This window comes from Halorubrum tibetense, from assembly GCF_042661865.1.
GTDB lineage: Archaea > Halobacteriota > Halobacteria > Halobacteriales > Haloferacaceae > Halorubrum > Halorubrum tibetense.
Genome location: NZ_JBHSWW010000299.1, coordinates 1 through 2,841, shown reverse-complemented (window position 1 = coordinate 2,841; position 2,841 = coordinate 1). Strand labels below are relative to the sequence as shown.

Below are 2,841 nucleotides of genomic sequence, written 5' to 3'. Positions count from 1 at the left end.
CCCAGCTCGTACGCCTCCGCCGCGTCCGCGAGGTAGTCGCGGAACGCCGCCCCCGCCCCGTCCTCGTACGACTCGAACAGCCGGGCGGCCGCCTCCGGGTTCGCGGGCACGTCGGCGCGGTCTCCGTCGTCCCAGAACACGCGGTAGTGCGGGTCGAGCCGCTCCAAGTCGTAGAACTCCTCGGGCTCGTGGCCGAACTCCCCGAAGAACCGCTCGAACACCTCGGGCAGAAGGTACCAGGAGGGGCCGGTGTCGAAGCGGAACCCCTCGCGCTCGATCCGGCCCGCGACCCCGCCGACTTGGCTCTCGCGCTCGTAGAGGGTCACCGACGCGCCGGCGTCCGCGAGATACGCGGCGGCGGCGAGTCCCCCGACGCCGCCCCCGACGATACCGACCGACGTGTCCCCGAGCGATCGCTCTGTCATCGTTTCACACGTACGCGCCCAGCCGTGAGTATCATCGCCGTCGCACGACGGGACTTTATATACGACGTGCCGAGACCGTTCCCGGACGAACTCGTTCGGCTCCGATGTTTTATTCGTCGAACACGGACCGTGAGACATGTCCGGTACGTCGGATCCCCCCGACGCCACCTCGTCGGAAACGTCAGAGGCCACCCCGCAGTCGAGTCGAGCGACGGACGGCTTCCTCCCGCCCGGATCGAACGATGACCGTGTGCCGACGGAACGGACCGACACGGCGGCTTCCGGTGGCTCCACGGAACCGGGTCTCCGCGCGCGGCTCGTCGCACACGACCCGCCGGGGTGTCCGGTCGTCGATATCCTCCCCGACGGTGCGGTCGCCAGCGACGTCCGGGTGACGGCGCTCGACGGTGTCACGGTCGAACAGTTCCGCACCGACCGACCGATCCCCGCGGAGCCAGTGTTCGCGGCCGACGGTCGGTACGTGTACCGCCGTCGGGTCGCCACGCAGGGGAACTGTCCGTATCGGGCGGTCGAGGCGCTCGGCTATCCCGTGACGGACGCGACGGTTCGGACGAATCCGGACCAGCTCCAGCTCTCCATTCATCTCCCGTCGGTCGACCCGCTCGGGGACGTCGTTGAGGCGCTGGAGTCGGCGGGCGCGAGGGTCACTCTCGATCGGCTCACCCGGTCCGGAAGCGCCCGCCGTGCCGACCCCATCGTGATCGACCGCGAGCGGTTGACGGACCGCCAGCGGGAGGTGTTGCGGACGGCTCGGCGAATGGGGTACTTCGCGTACCCGCGCGAGGCCAGCGCCGACGAGGTCGCCGATGCGGTGGGGATCGCCCGGTCGACGTTCGCCGAACACCTCGCTGCGGCCCAGCGTCGGGTTGTCGGCGCGCTCGTCGACGAACACGGAACCGACGGGTAGCGTATTCGGCGCATAGGGTGCCGAACAGCTGCGTGGGGGAACGGACGGTAGTGACGGTCGGTCGTTGTGGCCGGTGACGGTCGGTCGTTGTGGCCGGCGGCGATTCCCGCCTCCCGGGCCTGATCGCGATATTCAAACGATTGACGCTCCTACCGTCGTACATGTATCGGAGACGGTTCCTCGCGCGTGTCGGCGGCGGCGCGACGGTGGGTGCCTCCGCCGCGCTGGCCGGCTGTCTCGACGAGGGATACGACGTCGGGATGACCGCCGACGGCTTCGTCCCGGACGAGCTCACGGTGTCGGTCGGCGACACCGTCGTCTGGGAGAACACCAGCACACGGAACCACACCGTCACCGCGTATGAAGGGGGGATCCCGGACGAGGCTGCGTATTTCGCCTCCGGCGGCTTCGACGACGAGCGGACGGCTCGCGACGCGTGGCACGACGACTTCGGCGGCCGGCTCGAGAACGGGGACCGCTTCAGCCACACGTTCGAGGTGCCGGGCCGCTACGACTACGTCTGTATCCCCCACGAGTTTGGCGGGATGTACGCGACCGTGTTCGTGGAGGGTGAGTGAGATGACCGCCGGTCGGGGAGTCGCGTCCGACCGTTCGCTGCGACGGGTCGCGGGCCTCCTCGCCGCCGTCGTCGCCGGGATCCACCTGTACTGGGCGCTGCCGGTCGCGACCCAGCAGCTCCGGTTCGGGATCCTCCATGACCCCCGGCCCGCGGCGTTCCTGCTCGCGACGATGGCGATGCTCATGGGTGTCCTGCTCGTCCTCCAGGGGTTCGATCCGCTTCCCGTGTACGTCGGCGGGATCGCCCTGATGGTCGTGTTCCTCGGCGGCTACGCCGCGTGGCACACGGTGCTCGACCACGGCGCGTTCTGGCCGGGGCGGCCCGCACACGGCGGCCACTCCGATCTGGGGCCTCTCCGACTGATCGCCGTCCACCTCCTCGACGACTCGCTGGCGTTCGCCTCGAAGCTCGTGGAGGCGGCGCTGCTGGCCGTTCTCTCCGTGCTCACGGTCCGAGAGCTGAACGATCGATGATCCGCGTCCGTTCGGACGTGGGACCGTTCTCGACGAAACCCATTAGCACGCTCGGCCCTAACCCGCGGTGACACACGCGATGGACCCATCTACCCTGCTCGGCGCGGACGTCCTCCTGTTTCTCGCCATCGGGCTGCTCGGCGGAGCCCACTGTATCGGGATGTGTGGTCCCCTCGTGACGACGTACGCCGCCCGAATGGACGGCGGGTCGACGGCCGGGAGCCGGACCGATGGCGGGACGAACGCGACGGAGAGAGCGGGTTCGGCAGGGTCGAGTTCGGCAGGGGCGGCGGGTACGACCGATCGCGGACGCGGTGGCCACCTCACGACCTACGAGGTGCGCCAACACGCCCTGTTCAACCTCGGCCGAACCGCGAGCTACGCGCTTATCGGGGCGGCGCTGGGGGCGGTCGGCGACGTCGTGCTCGTCAACGA

Annotated in this window: 5 protein-coding genes; 4 read left to right on the top strand and 1 reads right to left on the bottom strand. The window is 69.6% G+C overall.

Going from position 1 to position 2,841, the window contains the following annotated elements; all coding sequences use genetic code 11:
• Positions 1-425 (bottom strand): phytoene desaturase family protein (locus tag ACFQEU_RS14035; RefSeq protein WP_379783160.1); only part of this gene is annotated, 425 nt, incomplete at its 3' end.
• Between the two features lie 136 nt (positions 426-561).
• On the opposite strand from ACFQEU_RS14035, the gene ACFQEU_RS14030 reads away from it, so the two are divergent.
• The 4 genes from ACFQEU_RS14030 to ACFQEU_RS14015 form a co-directional block, all read left to right on the top strand.
• Positions 562-1,353 carry a helix-turn-helix domain-containing protein gene (locus tag ACFQEU_RS14030; RefSeq protein WP_379783158.1) on the top strand — a complete coding sequence of 264 codons (792 nt, stop codon included), beginning with the start codon at positions 562-564 and terminating at the stop codon, positions 1,351-1,353.
• 161 nt (positions 1,354-1,514) lie between these two features.
• Positions 1,515-1,931 (top strand): cupredoxin domain-containing protein, encoded by a 417-nt coding sequence (locus ACFQEU_RS14025; protein ID WP_379783156.1) that lies wholly within the window; start codon positions 1,515-1,517, stop codon positions 1,929-1,931.
• Between the two features lies 1 nt (position 1,932).
• Positions 1,933-2,406 carry a hypothetical protein gene (locus ACFQEU_RS14020; protein WP_379783154.1) on the top strand — a complete coding sequence of 158 codons (474 nt, stop codon included), beginning with the start codon at positions 1,933-1,935 and terminating at the stop codon, positions 2,404-2,406.
• A gap of 79 nt (positions 2,407-2,485) precedes the next feature.
• Positions 2,486-2,841: urease accessory protein UreH domain-containing protein (locus ACFQEU_RS14015; protein WP_379783152.1), on the top strand; the 356-nt coding region annotated here is incomplete at its 3' end.

Coding starts and splice junctions, on each gene's coding strand:
- ACFQEU_RS14020 (WP_379783154.1), top strand. CDS start 1,933: ATGACCGCCGGTCGGGGAGTCGCGTCCGACCGTTCGCTGCGACGGGTC.
- ACFQEU_RS14030 (WP_379783158.1), top strand. CDS start 562: ATGTCCGGTACGTCGGATCCCCCCGACGCCACCTCGTCGGAAACGTCA.
- ACFQEU_RS14025 (WP_379783156.1), top strand. CDS start 1,515: ATGTATCGGAGACGGTTCCTCGCGCGTGTCGGCGGCGGCGCGACGGTG.